We start from the raw sequence: 16,316 nt of genomic DNA, 5'->3' as shown, positions 1-16,316 counted from the left end.
GGCGGTTTGCTCCCTGCTGACCGCTTGCGCGCTCAATGCGACTCGCAAACCACCCCCGGGCCGGCATCATGGCCGACTGTGTGCAAAGTTTCACACCAAAGGGGCCCGGGGAAACATTTCCAAAGAACCATCAAGGTTTTTGCCCGGTTACAACAAAAACCGGGTTGTGTGCGGCCATGCGCATGCCCGCAGCCATTTGCGAAGACCGGCTGATTTGAACCTGGACCGCTTCTGCGGCAAACCCGAGATTTTTTAAAACAGCCAGGCATGTGCCCAGATTTTCCAGGACCACGACATTGATCACGATCCTGCCCTTTGATGCCAGCCGGGGGCAGGCCTCCAAAAGGATTGCTTCAAGGTCTTTTCCCCCGCCGCCCACAAATATCCGGTCCGGATCAGGCAGGTTTTGCATAGCCTCTAAAATGTCATCTTCGACCACCTCCACCCGGTTCGGGGTGAATTTTTCCGCATTTGTGCGGATATCTGCGGCCCGGGCCGGATTTTTTTCCACAGCAAAAATCCGGCCAAAGGTCATGAAAAAAGCCGCCTCAATGGCCACAGACCCGCTTGCCGCCCCAAGATCCCAGAACACGTCTCCCGGCCCGGGGCAAAGCTTTGAAAACACCACTGCCCGGATTTCAGCCTTGGTGATCATGCCCCGGGCATGGGCGTAGCTGTCATCTGGCAGGCCCGGGAAAAGCCCCGGCCCTGGCAAGGAGGCCGGATTTGGAACCAGTATCACGCAATTGGGCCTGCGCCAGGTCTGCCGGGCCGCATGGCCGATGTCCGGGTTATGGACGCGCTCGTCTTCGTGGCCCATGCGCTCGGCAACCCAGATCTCCACATCATCGGAAAAGTCCTGCACCACCATTTGGGCCACCCGGTCCGGGCTGTTTTCCGGGTCTGTGAGCACAAACACAGGCTTTGCCGCGGACAGGGCCTGCAGGAGGCCGCACCGGCCGTCTCTTGCGTGCATGCTCACAGCCGCCGCCTCCTGCCAGGAGCACTTGATGCGGCCAAACGCGGCAGCCATGGACGAGACATTGGGGTGAATTGTCACACGGTCTTTGCCGAAATGCCGAATCAGGGTGGTGCCGATGCCGTAGAAAAGCGGATCTCCGCTTGCCAGCACGACCACGGTGCCGGATTGGGCAAAATTTTCTATATCATCGAGTACCGCGGACAAGGGGGAATCAATTCTGCGCTGCCTGGCCGGGTGGTCGGCAAACCATTTGAGATGCCGGTCCGCACCCACCAGAAAACCGGCATTTTCAATGATTTCCAGGTGTCTTTGGGAAAGATCCCCCCGGCACATGCCCATGCCCACGACGTGTATTGACTTTTTCATAACGTCCCTTTCGTATCTGCGCTGTCTGCGGATACGCCCCCTTCATAATCAAATATAACCGCACGGATCTGTATGCGGGTGTTGGCAAACCCGTCAGCCGACGCAATCATGCGGCCGGCCGTGTCTGCAAGCACTTCCGGGCAGTTGTCCCGGATCATGAAAAACGCGGATCTGGCCGTGTTGGCAGAAGCCACCTGCCGGGCCAGGGCTTTTTCCGGGCATCGCTGCTGCACCCATCCGGCCAGGGTTTCAAGTCCCATGCGGGATTTGGCCGCATGGGTATGGGCCGCTCCCTGGGCCATTTTCACGGCCTTGCCGAAAAACACGGCCAGCACTACCCGGGTAAAACCGTAATCACCGGCCATTTGCATGGATTTTTCAAAATAATCCCCGATCTGGACAAAGGCCGGCTCCGGCAGATCGGAAAACAGGGCCTGGGCGTGGCGCTCGCTTCTGCGGCCGGTGGTGCACACCACAACATCGCTTCCTGCGGCCTTTGCCACTGACATGCCAGAGGAAATGGTGGCAATATAGGCTTCATGACTCATGGGTTTGACCACCCCGGTGGTGCCGAGAATGGAGATGCCGCCGATAATTCCGAGCCGGGCGTTTAATGTGTGCTTTGCGATTTTCTCTCCTTCGGGGACAAAGATTTCAATCGCCGCACCCCTCACGGCTCCGAAATCATCAAAAACCTGTTTGACCGATTGCCGGATCATTTTTTCCGGCCCGGGATTAATGGCCGGGTTGCCAGGGGCCACTTCCAGCCCCGGCCGGGTAATGCGGCCAACGCCCGGGCCGCCGGTGATCACAAGTCCTTCTCCGGGCTCCAGAAGCGTAACCCGGGCGCCGATTTCAGCCCTGTGCGTGGCATCCGGGTCATCGCCGGCATCCTTGATCACAGTGGCCGAGGCGGTAAAGGCATTTTCAACAGAACATCCGTGCACAGCAATGTTGATGAAATCCCCGGTCAGAAGCGCCACCCTGACCTCAGTTGGCGGGTGTTTGCCCAGCAGGGCCAGCACAGCCGCCTTTGCCGCTGCCGCGGCAGCGGTGCCGGTGGTAAAACCGGCTTTGAGTTTGCGTCTGGATTTCTTGCCTGTCACTTGACCTCGCAAATTGCAGTCTGAAACGGCTTTTACGCCAAAATATAATAAATTGCAGTGACCGCCACCAGGCTTGCCACCCGGAAAAACTGGCCCAGCAAAAGCAGCTGGGCCCCGGTTTTGGGCTGGAAAATGCCCATGTAGCGCGGCAGTTGATGGCGAAGTGCCCGGACCGGAAATGCGATGATGTTTCCGGCAATCAGGGCGATCACGGTCTGCTTGACCGTGATTACCCCCTGGTCGAGCAGTGCCCCGGCTGCGGCAAATCCGGAAGTGAATTCGGCCACAAAGCTCAAGATCACCACAGAAAAGGCCTCCACGGGCAGGGCCTGGAGGGTCACGGCCCGGGTCATCCAGGTGCGGATGGCTTCAAATGCCCCCAACCCGGCTGCAAAATACACAGCCGTGTAAATGGGCACCACGTATGTGAGAATGCCGGCAAAACGCCCGGGCAGCCGTTTTTTCAATACTGTCCAGGCCCCTTTTTGCTCTGCCTCGCTTTGCTGCAATGCAGATTCCTGGTTTTCCCGGCCGGCTGCCGGGGGGACAAAGAGCCGGCCCCAGATCACAAAAACAATTGTGCGCAAAAGGGTTGCAGCCAGGGTCAGTGCGAAATAGATCAAACCGGCGGTTTTTGTCAGCGGCACCACGATGAAAAAGGTCGTGGGCAGATGCAGGAAATAGGCCGGCAGCTGGTTGATGAAATTGGTGAGAAACATTTGCCGCCGGGTGATTTTGTTGTCATTGTAGAAATCCACCAGCATGGAATTGGCTGCCACCCCTGAGAAAAAGGCCGTGGAAAAAGCCGCGCTGCAGCGTGTGCCCAGATTGGCATAGGAAAACAGGGGTGATGCCACCGCCCCCAGCCGCCGGGTCCAGCCCCTGGATTCAATCACCTGGGCCACGGCCAGGCCCATGCCGATAAACACACAAAGCCGGGCCAGGGGGATTGCCAGTTTGTCTGCGGCAACGGCCGGGGTGATGGCCTCAATCATCATCATTCCGGCGGCCGCCATGGCCGCTGATATCCCCAGGGATATCACAAGCCGACGGTATTTGGGCTGTGCTGACTTTTTACTCATGTCCGTTTTTTTCCCCGGAGAAAATCAGGGTCCAGTAGTCCGGGCGCGCGGTTTCAAACTCATTGATATTTTGGATGACCCGCTCTTCGGGCAGGCTGCAGGAAACAATTCCCACCGAGTTGTCCCGCCATCCCCGCTCATCAATGGCCCGGGTGATGTCTGCGGCATTTTTGTACGCCTTTAAAAAAACCACGTTGTCTGCATAATGACCCATTTGCCGCAGCTTGTCCCCGCCGCGGCAGCCCGATACGATCAGCAGGGACTGCTCGCCTTCGGCCAGGGGCCGCTGCAGGCGTGCGGCTGCCGCATGATAGGATGTTATGCCCGGCACTGCAACCGTTGGTGCATCAGGGGCTATTCGCCGGAGGTGTCTGGCCAGGTAGGAGTACGTGGAATAGGTCAGGCAGTCGCCAAGGGTTAGAAACGCGGCATTTTTCCCCTGTTCCAGGGTTTGGGCAACGATTTGGGCGTTTTTCTCCCAGGCCTGTTTCAACACCTCTTTGTCCTTGCTCATGGGAAAACCCAGATTGTGGATTTCCGCGCTGTCCGGGATATGGGGCCTGGCAATGGAGACCGCGAGGCTGTAGTCGTTTTTGGTGGAACTGGCCGTGTAAACCACATCCACCTGTGCCAGGATCCGGATTGCCTTGAGGGTGATCAGCTCGGGATCTCCGGGACCCACGCCGATGCCGTAAAGTGTTCCGTACTGTGTGTTCATCATTTATGCTCCTTTTTCGGCAGCCAGGGAAAACAAGGCGTTGATAACGGCTGCGGCCACGGCTGACCCGCCTTTTCGGCCAATGTTGGTGATATGGGCCACATCCGTCCCGGTCAGCATCTGTTTGGATTCAGCCGCGTTGACAAACCCCACCGGCAGGCCCACCACCAGGGCGGGTTCGGTGCGGCCGGCGCGGATCTGCTCGATGATGCGCATAAGGGCTGTGGGCGCGTTTCCCACCACGAAAATGCCGCCTTTGACCTGGTCTGCGGCTGCATCCACTGCTGCGGCAGCCCGGGTGGTGCCATCTGCGGCGGCCTGCTTTTTCACTTCCGGGTCCTCCATTAAGCAATCCACCCGGCAGCCGAATCGGGTGGCATCGGTTTTTCGGATCCCGGCTTTTGCCATGTTGGTGTCGGTGACAATGGCCTTCCCGGTTTGGATGGCGCGGATCCCGGCTGATATGGCCTCCGGGTGGAAGCGCACGCTCTGCAGGTACCCGAAATCCGCGCTGGTGTGGATCATGCGCGAGACAATACGCCACTGCGCGGGTTCAAACCCGTGGGTCCCGGCTTCCTTTTCGATGATGGAAAAGCTTAAGTCTTCAATTTCATGGGGTTTCATGAAGATTTTTCCTTTTGTTTTGAAATTCTGCACATGCGCTTGCAAAGCTGCGGCCGGTTTGGGGCCGGCTCCGGAAATGCAGGTGCACGTAACTGCCAAGGCACTGGTTGGCCATCCAGCCCGGAGCGGTGCGGTTTTTACCCGCCCGGTCAGCGGTTTCATAGACGTCCCGGGCTGTTTGGTCCGCCTCTGGATCCCGGATGAAAGAGTAATGGAACTCATGACCCCGCACAACCGTGTCTGCAGGGCCCAGGGGGGTGTTTTCCAGAAACCGGATCTGCCGGTAGCCAAGGGCGCAGAGCCGTTTTGCCATGACCGTCTGAAATCCGAATACGCCGGCCATTTCAAATATCCGGCCCTTTTGGTCTTCAAGGCTTTTGCACAAATACATAAAGCCTCCGCATTCGGCATATACCGGCATGCCCCCCCGGACCGCGGCCTGAAGGGCGCGGCGCATGGACAGGTTTTCAGACAGGGCTTTGGCGTACAATTCCGGGTATCCCCCGCCGAGATAGATGCCGTGGATGTCTTTTGGCAAGCCGGCATCATTGACAGGGGAGAAGAACACGATTTCGCACCCGTGTTCTTCAAGCACGTCCAGGTTGTCCTGGTAATAAAAGCAAAAGGCCGGATCCCTTGCCACGGCCACCCGCACGGCAGGTTCGGGCCGGAGCCGGTCAGCAGTCTGTTTTAGGGGGATTTCTTCAAGTCCGGTAATCAGTTGGTCCAGATCCAAGTGATTGGAGACGAGATCGGCCAGGGCATGGGTTCTCTGCCCGGAAATCACCTTGTCTTCTGCGGTAAAAAGCCCCAGGTGCCGCTCCGGGATTCCGGCGGCGGCATCTTTTGGGATCGCCCCCAGAAGGGAAATTTCAGGGACATCGGCCATGGCCTCTTCCAAATACCGGATGTGTGCCGGACTGCCGGCGTTGTTGGCCACAACCCCGCAAAAGCGCACTTTTGGATCAAATTCCACAAAGCCCTTGACCAGGGCGGCAAAGCTTCTGGCCATCCGGCCGGCATCCACCACCAAAAGCACCGGCAGGTCCAGCCATTTGGCCATCTGGGCGGTGGAGCCGGCCTCGGACGCCCCGGAAAAACCGTCATACAGCCCCATGACCCCTTCGACCACGGCCATGCCGGCACCGTCTGCGCCCCTGGAAAAGATCTCCAGGTTGGTGTCCTGGTCCAGCATCCAGCCGTCGAGGTTGCGCCCGGGCTGACCGGTGATTTCCCCGTGCAGGCCCGGGTCAATGAAGTCCGGGCCGATCTTGAACGCCGCCGTGTTAATGCCCTTTCGTATCAGGGCCGCCAGCAGGCCCAGGGTGATAGTGGTTTTGCCGCTCCCGCTGGCCGGCGCCGCCACCACTATCCCTTTGATTTTTTTTGTATCCATATGTTTTTTCCGCTATCGTGCATGATAGCCTCGTAAAAAATCTTGTTTACGGCTTGATGTTTGTCAGGAAGGAAGCCCTGCGGACGGGGTTCAGTTTTTTCGCTCCTGAGCGTTTACGGATTCATCAAATGCCTTCGCTAAAATTTCAAAAACTCGGCCTGTCGGCCTCAAACAGTTTGAAATTTTTACGCTCCGGCATTTGCTGAATTTTTCCGTAAACGCCCAATGTCGCTTACAAACCGACCCCGACCTTGGACTTCCTTGGAAATTCCGATATGGCCGCGTAAAAAGTTCTTCACAACCGGTCACCCGTCACCCGTCACTCGTCACTCATTACTGATCACTGACCACCACCCACATCCCCCAACACCTCCCCACCCCTCTCCTTCGTATAAACATCCGGATACAGAATCGAGCCGATGGTCCATATGCCTTTGAGCAGCCGCAGGGTAGGGCGGGCCACGATCTGCTCGTCCACGATATAAATCTCGCCCTGTCTGACCGCCTTGATCACATTGTAGCCCGGCTCGTTTTCAATGTTTTTGACATCAACGCTGTTCATGGGCCCGTTCTGGGCCAGGTAAACATCGATTTGCCAGCCTCTTGCCATGATCCGTTCCCTGCCGAATTCCGCGATATTGGTGTTGCGCACCTGGCTGAAATCGTCTGCCGCATTGATGCCCCCGGCGCACTCCAGAGCAAAAACCGGCATGGAATCCGGGGTAAAGGTTTTGAACCGGTCATGGATGGCCTCAAAATAAACCCTTTTTTTCTCAGGGATCTGCCCGGCCAGAAACCGGGCGTGTTTGACGCCTTTTTCAAAATGCGCAATCATTTCCTCTGCGGCATCCTCCCGGCCTGTGAGCCGTCCCAGGATGCGCCAGTAGGTTTTCATCTCTTCGATATTGCCGGGCTGAAGCGAGACCACCCGGATGTCAAATTTTTCCAGCTGGTTCATCAGGGGTTCATAGCCCCGGTCGAGCATGGGGCGCACCAGCACCAGATCGGGCCGGGCCGCAAGAAACTTTTCCGGGCCGTCCTGGGGGGAAAATCCGGGTTTTTCCCGGGCTTTTTCCGGATAGTCCGGATGCCGGCCCACGCCGATAATCTCTTTGTCCAGGCCCAGGGCAAACAGGTTTTCCGTGTGGGCGCCATACAGGGAGATGATGCGGGAAAAGGGTTTTTCCACCCGGATCTCTCTGCCTGCGCAATCGCGCACCGTGTGTTTGCCCACAAGGGCCATGGTCTGGCTTTCAGCCCGTACCGGGGGTGCCAGAAAAAGCAGGGCAGCAAAAACAAGTATGAAAAATTGTAAACGTTTATCCAACAAAGGTCACCTGTGGTGCGTTTATGGCTGAATCGGTCCGGATACGGGCGTCAACGCCGAATATCTGTTTTAAGACCGTGCGCTCCAGGGTGTTTTCCACCGGCCCGTTTAAAATGATTTTTCCCTGGTTCATCAGTATCAGGTCATCTGCGTACCTGAGCGCCAGGTTGATGTCGTGCATGACCGCGGCCACGGTGATGTTTTGGGTTTTCACCCGTTTTGCCGCCGACTCCAGCAGGCCGAGGCCGTGGCGGATATCGAGATTGGCACAGGGCTCATCGAGCAGCAGCACCGGCGTCTGCTGGGCCAGGGCCCGGGCAAAAACGATCCGTTGTTTCTCACCCCCGGAAAGCTCGGTCATGAACCGGTCTGACAGGTTTTCGGCTTTGCACTCGGCCATGGCCCGGGCAACCACTTCCATATCCTCGGCCGTGGGCGCGGAAAACCGGGGCAGGTGGGGATATCGGGCCATGGCCACCACTTCTTCTGCGGTGTAGGGAAAATTCACCCGGTATTCCTGGGGCACCAGGGCCACCTGCCTGGCCAGGGCCCGGCTGGAATACTGGTCAAGGGCTTGGCCGTTTAGAAAAATGTTTCCTGAATCCGGACTTTTGTGCCGGCACATCAGGTCCATCAGTGTGGTCTTGCCCGACCCGTTGGGGCCGATTACCGCGTAAAAACGCCCTGGTTCAAGTGAAAGGCTTACCCCGTCAATGGCGCGCCGGGCGCCGTAGGAATAAAAAATTTTGCTGATATCAAAACCCATGGCCCATCGCCCCCATTTGCCGCCTGCGGAAAACCCAGCAGAAAAACGGTCCGCCGATCAGCGCTGTGAGCACGCCAATGGGTAGTTCGCTGGGAAGCAGGGCCCGGGTTACCGTGTCTGCGGCCAGCAGCAGAATGGCACCGGTGAGCAGCGATACCGGAATAAGCCGTCCGTGATCCGGGCCGCAGACGCTTCTGACCAGGTGGGGCACCAAAAGCCCCACAAATCCGATAATTCCTGAAACCGATACACAGATTGCGGCCATCAGGCTCACACAGACCAGAAGTGCCGGAGAAAGTCTTTGCACCGAAGTTCCCATGGATGCGGCCGTGCGGGTGCCAAGAGACATCAGGTTTAAATCCCTGGCAAAAAACAGGCACACACCCGTGCCCAGTGCCGTCACCCCCGCCAGAAGACCGGCATCCGCCCAGGTCTTTGAGGCCAGGCTTCCCATGAGCCAGAAAATGATCACCGAGACCCGTTCGTCTGCCAGGTACTTGATAAAGCTGATGCCCGCAGACAGGATGGCCGCCACGATAATGCCGGACAAGATCAGGTTGCTCGATGAATAGCCCCCGGCCGAAGATGCCAGATACATAACAATCATCAGCGTTGCCACAGCCCCGGCAAAGGCAAACAAGGGCACGGAAAAACCCCCGAGCATGCTGACATTGATCAGAATCGCAACAGAGGCCCCAAAGGCCGCCCCCGCGGAAACCCCAAGGGTATAGGGATCTGCCAGGGGGTTTAGCAAAATGCCCTGATACACCGCGCCCGACACCCCCAGGGCCCCGCCCACCAGGGCGGCCACAAGGATGCGCGGCAGGCGCACTTCAATGACCGCGGTCCGGGCAATGGGATCAATGTCGGCGGCCAGTTCGGCAATGCCGGATACCGCCGAGCCGGCTATGCGCAGGACGTCGAAAAATCCCACCTGCACATGCCCCATGCCCGCGGCTGCAGCAGCCAGCACCACCAGCACCCCGGTGAGCACCACCAGCTGCGGCCAGAGCGGAAAAAACCGGAGCATGCCCAATTTATCTGATTTCAGGTCCATGGGTTCATATCTGCAGTTGCTTTATCTTTAATAAACATACTTGATGGAATCGTAAAAAGTTTTTTACCGCGTCCGCTGTTGTTGCAGGAAGGAAGCCCTGCGGTCGGCGTCAGCTTTTTCGCTCCTGATCGTTTTTGCGGATTCATCAAATGCCTTTGCTTAAAATTTGCAAATTCGCCCTGCTTTCTTCAAACAGTTTAAATCTTCACGCAAAAACGCTCAATGTCGCTTCAAAAGCAGACCCCGCCCTTGGACTTCCTTGGGAGTGTTCCCCCAGGGCCGCAGCCCGGGACCGAACACTGCAAATAACTTTTTGTCGCATGCTTAAAAGCTTTGATTTTATTTTTTTGAACCTTGAACTTTGAACCTTGAACCTTGAACCTTGAACCTTGAACGAAGTTATTTAGAAGTCCTGAAACAGGCCTAACCGCCAACCAATAAAAAAAATAACTTCCTGATTTTACTTAACACTTAATCACTTAAAACTTAACACTGCCTCATTGATCCATAGCTGTTTGGAGCTGGCTCACCCAGATGTCTACAAATGGATCATATTCCGCAAATCCTTTTAAAACAGGCTTGCATTCAATACCTGCGGCTTCGAAAACCGATTTCCAGGAATCCTTGTCGTCTCCGGCCATGTCGTTTCTGGCATGATCGCCGGCCACGGACATAAAGAGCATGAGCCATGCCGTGGATATGTTGTTTTTTTCAAGCTGCTCCAATATGACATCAGGGCCGGGATACCCTTCGACCGTTCCGATAAAGATGTTTTTGTCATCGCGCTGCAGCCGCCACATCAGGGCCGGATAGGCGGCGTTTGACGGATGGTGGGTGCCGTGTCCCAGAAGCACCACCGCTTCATTGCTTGCGCGCTCTTCGGGTATGGTCTCGCGGATGGCCCGGGCGGCTTTGGCCATGTCTTCCGGCGCTGCCAGCAACGGTCCGGTGATGGTGATTTTTTCAACTCCGCCGGAGTTGTGTTCAAACATGCGCACGGTTTTGACAAGATCGTGATATTCATATCCCGCAATGGTGTGCAGCGACTGCACGAAAATTTTTGTAAAGCCTTGTTCAGCCATTTCTTCCAGGGCCTGTGAAGGAGAAAGGGCCGTTTTCCCCTGTTGGGCCATTTTGTCGCGGATCATCTCCGAGGTATAGGCCCACTTGATTGTGGTGTCGGCAAAGGCGGCTTTGATTTCTGTTTCAACATTGTCAAAAGCCGCCTGGGCCTCTGAAAACGTTGTGCCAAAGGTAACCAGAAGGATTCCTGTTTTCCCGTCCTCCGGCTGCGGGCTGCCGGCCTGAACCGTTGCAACTGCAGCAAAAATCAGAATCAGTATCATCAAAACCGGTTTGAAAAGACCTTTTCCCATTTCATCCTCCGTTTGAAATTTTCCCAAAATAAAAAGCCCCCCTGAGCTTTTTGGCTCAGGGGGGCTGCACCCGTCTTTCTTGACCCCTTTTTTGATTTCCACGCCGGTGATATCCGCACCAATAACCGTGAAAAACTTCAGCAAGGCAGGTCTTCTGGCTCCCGGATCATTCTAATGACCGCGCCTTCCCGCTTTATATCAAAGCAGTGGCAATGTGCGGTGTTCGTTCCCGGTTACAGCGGCGGGTCCGCCCCCGACTTAAACGGGGTTCCCTTTTATGCCTGTGTTTGAGGCATACCCTGCTGGAAAATATATTTTAATAAGCTTATGGAGTGCTTGTAAATTTGTCAAGCCTGTTTTTCGCTGCCGGCCTGCTGGTCTGCATGGGCGGGCAGGGAAATGGTAAAGGTGGTGCCCTCTCCGGCACGGCTTTTGACTTTGATGTCTCCGCCGTGCTCTTTGATAAATCCGTAGCACACAGAAAGGCCCAGGCCCACGCCCTTGACCGTGTCTTTTGTGGTGAAAAACGAATCAAAGATCCGGTTAATGTTTTCCTCTGAGATGCCCTGACCGGTGTCGGTGATTTCGACAAACACGTTTTTATCCTTGTGCCAGCTGCGGAAGGTGAGTGTGCCGCCTTCGGGCATGGCGTCTTTGGCATTGGAGATCATGTTTAAAAACACCTGCCGCATCTGATTTCTGGATGCATTGATTTCCGGAAGCGCTTCTGCAAGCTCGGTTTTGATTTTGATGCTGTTTTCCTGGAGCTGTTTTTCGTGGAGCATCAGCAGCTCATCAATAATGGTGTTGATATTGACCGGGCCTTTTTCCTCCTGATCGGGCTTGGAAAAAGACAGCATTTTGCGCAGCATTTCCGCAAGCCGAACGGTTTCGGAAAGCGACATATCAAGAAGCTTTCGCCGTTTGTTTTCCGGCGTGATTTCAGTTTTCAGCAGTTCCAGGGTGTTCATGATCCCGAAAAGGGGGTTGTTTAACTCGTGGGCGATCTGGGAGGTCAGCCGGCCCATGGCGGCCAGTTTTTCGGACTGGAGCAATTGCTCCTGGGTGGAGCGCAGGGTGCGCTCCATTTCAATGCGCTCGGTCATGTCCACAAATGAGCCCACGGTGGCCACCTCATTGCCGTCATCATCGTATATCATGGTAGCGGAAAGCGAGCCGTCGATGACCTCGCCGTCGCGCCGGACATAGAGCATGGGATGGGAACGCAGCTGCCCCACGCCGCCGTGCTCCGGGCTGCGGACCATTTTCATGATCCTGTAAGCCAGTCCCTCAGGATAGATCTTGGTGATGTGCATCTTTCCGATGGTCTCCGAGGCCGGGTATCCCAGGGTTTCTTCTGCGGCCCGGTTCCAGATGAAGATATTTCCTTTCAGGTCTGCGGCCATGATGGGGCTCGGAGAGCTTTGGATGATTTTGTTCATGAAATCGTGGGCTTCCCGCAGCTTTTTTTCCATCATGTAGCGCTCGGTCTGATCCTCGGTGATGCCCTCGTAACCCAGAATGTTGCCGTTGTGGTCGTATCGCACATGGCTGGTTAACAAAACCGTGATCGGGGTGCCGTCCTTTTTCTTAAATTCCACCTCATACTGCACCACCCGGCCTTCGCGTTCGATCATCTCCTGGAACTTTGGCCGGTCCGAGGGGCGGACATACAGGTCACGGGTGATATCCAGATTTAAAATCTCTTCCTTGCCGGAATAACCCATCATGCTGATAAATGCCTGGTTGGCGTCCAGAAACCGGCCTTCCTTGCTGCTGATGTAAACTCCCACGCCGACGTGTTCAAAAAGATTCTGGTATCTTTCCTCGGATGCGGCAAGCTGGGCCTCGCGCTGTTTGTGCTCGGTGATGTCCCGGAATATGCACAGCTTGGAAACCGACTCGTCCGGGTTTTTCAGGGGCAGTTCCGTGAGGGCAAAGGTCTTTTCCGCCTTGGGCACGTATAACTCCCAGTGGAGGCTTTTGCCCCCGAAGACCTCGGGAGCCCGGCACCATGGGCAAAGCGATTCGCTGTTGTTAACCAGGCGGTGACATTTCTCCCCGGTGCCATCCCCGAAAAATTCGATCATCCGCCGATTCATGTATTCAATGGTGTAATCCTGATCAATCACGTAAATGCCGTCTTCAATGGTGTCAAAGATGGCCTTGAGCATCCATTTTTCTCTTTCCATGGTCTTTGCCCCTGGATAAAATTTTTGGGTCCTGTGTAACTGCTTGTATTTCAAATATATGAGAATTGCCTGCAAAGTCAACAATCAAACCGTTGATGACGCCGTAAAAAATTCAATATCTGCGTTACGCGCGATTTCTCAGAATTTCACGTGCAGATAAGTACGCTGCATTCTTCGAAATCGCGCAAGCCTTGATCATGAATTTTTTACGGCGCCATCTGAAAACCAACTTCCGGGGAAGTCCAGGACGGGGTCGCTTCAAAAACTGACCCCGGCCGCAGGGCTTGCTTTCTGCAGGCACATTGGGCAGCACGGGATTGCAGGAAGGCGGAAAATAATATAAAATACCAAATTGTCATTTGCCGACAAAAAGGGAGTGCTGTGATGATTGTTGACGCCCATGCCCATTGCGGGATATATGACCGGTTTCCGCCCCAGGCGTTTGAAGATTACCTGGCTGCGGTCAAAAACAGTTCCATTGCAGGCGCGGCCATGTTTTCCCCGGTCATGGAAATCTATGACCGCAATGATCCGGATTTTACCGATAACAAAGCCTGGCAAAAGCAGCGAAAGGCTTCAAACCAGTATCTGCTCGGCCTGAAGAACCGCGAATTTCAGGTTTTTCCGTACTTTTTCATCTGGAACGATTTTGCCGTGGATCAGCTCGATGACCGGCATTGCGGGATCAAATGGCACCGGCATGCGGATGAGCCTGTATATCACTATGAAGATCCGGCCTGTGCTGCGGCAGTGGCCGAAATCCGCCGCCGGGGCCTGCCTGTGGTGTTTGAAGAGGAACTTTCCAACACCCTGCGGTTTGTCAATGAAATTGCACAAGGCGTCAATGTGATCATTCCGCATCTGGGCATGCTAAACGGCGGATACCGGGCCATTGCAAGAAGCGGGCTCTGGGAAAATCCCCGGGTCTACACGGACACCAGCCTTGCCTCCCGGCATGAAATCCTGGATTATATCGCATGCTACGGCGGCACCCGGATCATGTTCGGCTCGGATTTCCCGTTTGGCGACCCTGTGAGTGAATTTAACAAAATTCAGGGCCTGCCGCTTTCGCAAAATCTGCAAAAGGCCCTTGCCGGCGGCAATTTCGGAAAATTAATGGCCCAGGGGCAGGGTGGCGCTCTTATGAATTGGCGAAAATGATTTTTTGTGCTAGAGATGGTTGCACGAAAATGCGGGCGCAAAATTGTTCCTTCGGGATTTTTGCACCGCAGATGTGATGTATCAAGGAGAACGTCCCGGCATGACCTGGTTCTGGAACCGCCCCTGGGGCATTGGTTTGAAGATGACCCTGGTAACTTTGACCCTTATCGCTGCCACAACCTTTGGTTCCGCCGTGGTGGTGACTTCCACAATGAATGATTTTCTGCTGGATTCCCTGATCAAAAGAGGGTCTTCTGTGGCCCTGAGCGCGGCCACGCCTGCCGGATTCAGCATTTTGTCCGAAAATCAGCTGGCCCTGGACAACCTGGTGGCCAAAATCACCGAATCCCAGAGCGATGTGGCCTACATGAGCATTGTGGACCACAATGGCGTCATCCTGGCCCATAACCGGCTGTCTGCTGTTGGAGAGCCCTTTGCTGATATTAAGGGTCCTATGGTCAGGCACACGGTTAATTTTCAGACAAAAAAAATTAAGCGGGACGGAGTGTCCTGCTACGAGTTTAAAACCCCGATCCGCTTTGCCGAAAACCGGGTGGGAGACGTGATTATCGGCCTGAAAGCCGATGTCCTGGCGTCTGCCAGACAGGCCGCCCGCAAAAAGATCTGCCTGATTGCCGTTCTGACCCTGGGTTTTGGCGTGGCCGGAACCCTGGTGCTGTCTTCGTTTTTTACCGCGCCGGTCAAGCGGCTGGCTGCCGGGGTTTCCCGGGTCAAGTCCGGCAAAAGGGGCGTGGAGATCAAGGTCACGTCCCGTGATGAGCTTGGCGACCTGACCCGGAATTTCAATGAAATGTCAAAAATGCTCCAGGTCCAGCAGCAAAGCCTGGAAAGCTACGCCCAAAACCTTGAGGAATCCTATACCTCCATGGTGCGCATACTGGCCGCTGCCCTGGATGCCCGGGACCAGTATACCCTCGGCCATTCGGAAAGGGTGGCCTGGCTGTCTTTGCAAATGGGCAAAAAACTGGGACTGGACCGGGAGGCGTTAAAAGAGCTGGAAATGGCCTGTTTTCTCCATGATATCGGAAAAATCAAAATCCCGGACAGGATTCTGGCCAAAACCGAGCCCCTGAGCCGGGAAGAATATGCCATTATTCAGCAGCATCCGGTGCATGGTGCGGAAATTCTGCGCCTGTCCGCATCTTTGCACAAATATATTCCCGCAGTGCTCCAGCACCACGAGTGGCACAACGGCAACGGCTATCCATACGGTCTCAAAGGCGACCAAATCCATCTGCATGCCAGAATCGTCGCCATTGCCGACTGCTTTGATGCCATGACCACATCCCGGCCCTACCGCAGGGGCCGGCCCAGAAATGATGCGGCCAGGGAAATAAAAAATTACAAAGGGGTTCAATTTTGTCCGCATCTGGCCGATATATTTCTTGAAGCCTTAAATGAATTTGACCAGGTCGGGGAAATCCCCTTTTCCGGTGAGGCCATATGAAGCGAAACGCGTTTTTATTCCATGCAGTGTTTATCGGGTTGCTGGTTTTCAGCGGCTGCAGTTATATTCCGGTGCAGTGGCCGGATTTTCCGATAGGATCGGACCCGGGAGAAAAGCCCGCGCCCGCAGGTGAAAAAGACGCATCCTCCAGGGACAGCGCCGAAAGCACCGGTTCCCGGCCAGAGACCGTCAAAGCCGAAGGTGCGGGCACCGCAGAGAAAAATGCAATCGAGCGTCACCTGGCGCAGGGCGATGTGCTGGCCGCCCTTGACGGCGTGGGAGAAAATGTCCGTCAGGGGGCCGGTGATCAGAGTGTGTCATCTGCTTATGTCCGGGCGGTCAACAGGGCCATCCGGGAGGCCGGATCCAGGCTGGAGCAGGACCGGCCGGCAGACGCGGGCCGGCTGTTTCGTGCGGCACAAACGCATTATCCGCAAGATCCGGCCCTTGCCTCCAGAATCCGTTTAACGCCGGCTGAGCTGGATGCCGGCATTGCCAAATGCGCCCAGCAGCTCATGGAAGAAGGGCTTTCCGCCTACCGGCAGGAACGCCTTGAAGACGCCATTGAAATCTGGGAAAAAATTATTGTGTTTGATCCCATGCACCGGGCCGGCCGCAGCGCCATTGAAACCGCTGAAAGGCAGCTGGCCAACCTCAAAAAAATCGGCCCCGGCCCGGAGCAGGAATCCAGGTAA

At 55.7% G+C, this 16,316-nt stretch carries 15 protein-coding genes and 1 riboswitch; of the genes, 3 read left to right on the top strand and 12 right to left on the bottom strand.

Going from position 1 to position 16,316, the window contains the following annotated elements; all coding sequences use genetic code 11:
* Positions 1-130: 130 nt before the first annotated feature.
* The 12 genes from cbiE to ACTCIA_RS13885 all read right to left on the bottom strand — a co-directional run bounded on the left by cbiE (position 131) and on the right by ACTCIA_RS13885 (position 12,992).
* Positions 131-1,348 (bottom strand): precorrin-6y C5,15-methyltransferase (decarboxylating) subunit CbiE, encoded by a 1,218-nt coding sequence (cbiE, locus tag ACTCIA_RS13940; protein ID WP_463002419.1) that lies wholly within the window; start codon positions 1,346-1,348, stop codon positions 131-133.
* Positions 1,345-2,454: a cobalt-precorrin-5B (C(1))-methyltransferase CbiD gene (gene cbiD / locus ACTCIA_RS13935; protein ID WP_463002418.1), complete on the bottom strand. Its 1,110-nt coding sequence runs from the start codon at positions 2,452-2,454 to the stop codon at positions 1,345-1,347. Before cbiD ends, cbiE begins: the two co-directional genes overlap by 4 nt.
* A 32-nt stretch (positions 2,455-2,486) precedes the next feature.
* Complete coding sequence (locus ACTCIA_RS13930) at positions 2,487-3,536, bottom strand: nucleoside recognition protein (RefSeq protein ID WP_463002417.1); 1,050 nt, start codon at positions 3,534-3,536, stop codon at positions 2,487-2,489.
* Positions 3,529-4,257, bottom strand: a complete 729-nt coding sequence (gene cobI, locus ACTCIA_RS13925; protein ID WP_463002416.1) for a precorrin-2 C(20)-methyltransferase — start codon at positions 4,255-4,257, stop codon at positions 3,529-3,531. Before cobI ends, ACTCIA_RS13930 begins: the two co-directional genes overlap by 8 nt.
* Entirely contained in the window at positions 4,258-4,878 is a 621-nt protein-coding gene (locus tag ACTCIA_RS13920) for a precorrin-8X methylmutase (protein ID WP_463002415.1), read from the bottom strand.
* The gene (locus ACTCIA_RS13915) at positions 4,865-6,274 is read right to left on the bottom strand and encodes a cobyrinate a,c-diamide synthase (protein WP_463002414.1); all 1,410 of its coding nucleotides are present in this window, start codon (positions 6,272-6,274) and stop codon (positions 4,865-4,867) included. Before ACTCIA_RS13915 ends, ACTCIA_RS13920 begins: the two co-directional genes overlap by 14 nt.
* A gap of 340 nt (positions 6,275-6,614) precedes the next feature.
* Entirely contained in the window at positions 6,615-7,601 is a 987-nt protein-coding gene (locus ACTCIA_RS13910; protein ID WP_463002413.1) for an ABC transporter substrate-binding protein, read from the bottom strand.
* Positions 7,594-8,367 carry an ABC transporter ATP-binding protein gene (locus ACTCIA_RS13905; RefSeq protein WP_463002412.1) on the bottom strand — a complete coding sequence of 258 codons (774 nt, stop codon included), beginning with the start codon at positions 8,365-8,367 and terminating at the stop codon, positions 7,594-7,596. The genes ACTCIA_RS13910 and ACTCIA_RS13905 overlap by 8 nt, the downstream gene beginning before the upstream one ends.
* Complete coding sequence (locus tag ACTCIA_RS13900) at positions 8,357-9,424, bottom strand: FecCD family ABC transporter permease (protein ID WP_463002411.1); 1,068 nt, start codon at positions 9,422-9,424, stop codon at positions 8,357-8,359. The genes ACTCIA_RS13905 and ACTCIA_RS13900 overlap by 11 nt, the downstream gene beginning before the upstream one ends.
* The gene (locus ACTCIA_RS13895; RefSeq protein WP_463002410.1) at positions 9,415-9,570 is read right to left on the bottom strand and encodes a hypothetical protein; all 156 of its coding nucleotides are present in this window, start codon (positions 9,568-9,570) and stop codon (positions 9,415-9,417) included. The genes ACTCIA_RS13900 and ACTCIA_RS13895 overlap by 10 nt, the downstream gene beginning before the upstream one ends.
* A gap of 351 nt (positions 9,571-9,921) precedes the next feature.
* Positions 9,922-10,800: a sirohydrochlorin cobaltochelatase gene (locus tag ACTCIA_RS13890; protein ID WP_463002409.1), complete on the bottom strand. Its 879-nt coding sequence runs from the start codon at positions 10,798-10,800 to the stop codon at positions 9,922-9,924.
* Between the two features lie 127 nt (positions 10,801-10,927).
* Positions 10,928-11,117, bottom strand: a riboswitch (cobalamin riboswitch).
* A 30-nt stretch (positions 11,118-11,147) separates the two neighbouring features.
* Entirely contained in the window at positions 11,148-12,992 is a 1,845-nt protein-coding gene (locus ACTCIA_RS13885) for a PAS domain-containing sensor histidine kinase (protein WP_463002408.1), read from the bottom strand.
* Positions 12,993-13,376: 384 nt separating this feature from the next.
* Here ACTCIA_RS13885 and ACTCIA_RS13880 point away from each other — a divergent pair, with 384 nt between their 5' ends.
* The 3 genes from ACTCIA_RS13880 to ACTCIA_RS13870 all read left to right on the top strand — a co-directional run bounded on the left by ACTCIA_RS13880 (position 13,377) and on the right by ACTCIA_RS13870 (position 16,316).
* On the top strand, positions 13,377-14,153 hold the full coding sequence (locus ACTCIA_RS13880) for an amidohydrolase family protein (RefSeq protein ID WP_463002407.1): 777 nt from the start codon (positions 13,377-13,379) through the stop codon (positions 14,151-14,153).
* Between the two features lie 100 nt (positions 14,154-14,253).
* Entirely contained in the window at positions 14,254-15,621 is a 1,368-nt protein-coding gene (locus ACTCIA_RS13875; RefSeq protein ID WP_463002406.1) for an HD domain-containing phosphohydrolase, read from the top strand.
* Entirely contained in the window at positions 15,618-16,316 is a 699-nt protein-coding gene (locus tag ACTCIA_RS13870) for a hypothetical protein (protein WP_463002405.1), read from the top strand. The genes ACTCIA_RS13875 and ACTCIA_RS13870 overlap by 4 nt, the downstream gene beginning before the upstream one ends.

This window comes from Desulfosalsimonas sp. (assembly GCF_055149105.1).
This window is presented reverse-complemented; position numbering and strand designations above follow the sequence as displayed.